This window comes from Azohydromonas sediminis (assembly GCF_003574675.1).
GTDB classification, from domain to species: Bacteria; Pseudomonadota; Gammaproteobacteria; order Burkholderiales; family Burkholderiaceae_C; genus Calidifontimicrobium; species Calidifontimicrobium sediminis.
In genome coordinates, this window is the sequence record NZ_QOAZ01000100.1 from 1 (window position 1) to 760 (window position 760).

The following is a 760-nucleotide window of genomic DNA, read 5'->3' on the forward strand; positions in this document are numbered from 1 at the left end:
CGGTGCAGCCGATCTTGCTGGCGATCGACTCGATCGCTGCCCACTGCGACGGGTAATGGTCCTTGGCGTCGAAGACCATGCGCACTGCACGCTCCTGCACCTCGGGGGAAAACTTCGGGGACTTCCTCATGATGACTCCATTCTCAATCGAAGGAGCCTCCTCAAAATCCGGGGCGGTTCAATGTGGTTCCTGGCCATGCACCTGATGACGCAGGCCAAGAACAACGTCTCGGCGCTTGAGCTCAAGCGCCACCTGGGCGTGTCGTATCCGACGGCCTGGCTGCTCAAGCACAAGATCATGCAAGTGATGGTCGATCGGGAGCAATCGCGCCAGCTCACCGGGCGGGTCGAGATCGACGACGCTTACCTCGGCGGCGAGGTGCAGGGTGGCAAGGCGGGACGCGGCTCGCCCAACAAGGTCCCGTTCGTGGCCGCGGTGCAGACCACCGAGTCCGGCCAGCCCGTCCTCATGTGCCTGTCGCAGCGGCCCTTCACCAAGGAGTCGATCCGGGCGTTCGCCGCGCAGTCGTTGGCGGCGCCGGCCACCCTGGTGTCCGATGGGCTGGGCTGCTTCACGGCCGTACGCGGCATGGGAATCCTGCACGAACCCCACGTCACCGGTGGGGGCCCCCCCGCGTCAGAATTGTTGTCGCCCCGATAGAACCTGGTCTTCGTTGAGTTCCAGGTTCATGTAGATGGTGGTGGGAGGCTGTGGAGCTTGTGGGCGAAGGCCTGCGCGGTGGGCAACGCGACAGCGTTG

At 64.6% G+C, this 760-nt stretch carries 2 pseudogenes; one reads left to right on the forward strand and one right to left on the reverse strand.

What is annotated here, in order from left to right:
- Window positions 1-130 (reverse strand): annotated as a pseudogene (locus tag DRV96_RS17800) (IS3 family transposase); the annotation flags it as partial.
- A gap of 54 nt (window positions 131-184) precedes the next feature.
- Between DRV96_RS17800 and DRV96_RS17805 the strand changes: the two are divergent.
- Window positions 185-637: pseudogene (locus DRV96_RS17805) on the forward strand (IS1595 family transposase); the annotation flags it as partial.
- Window positions 638-760 lie beyond the last annotated feature (123 nt).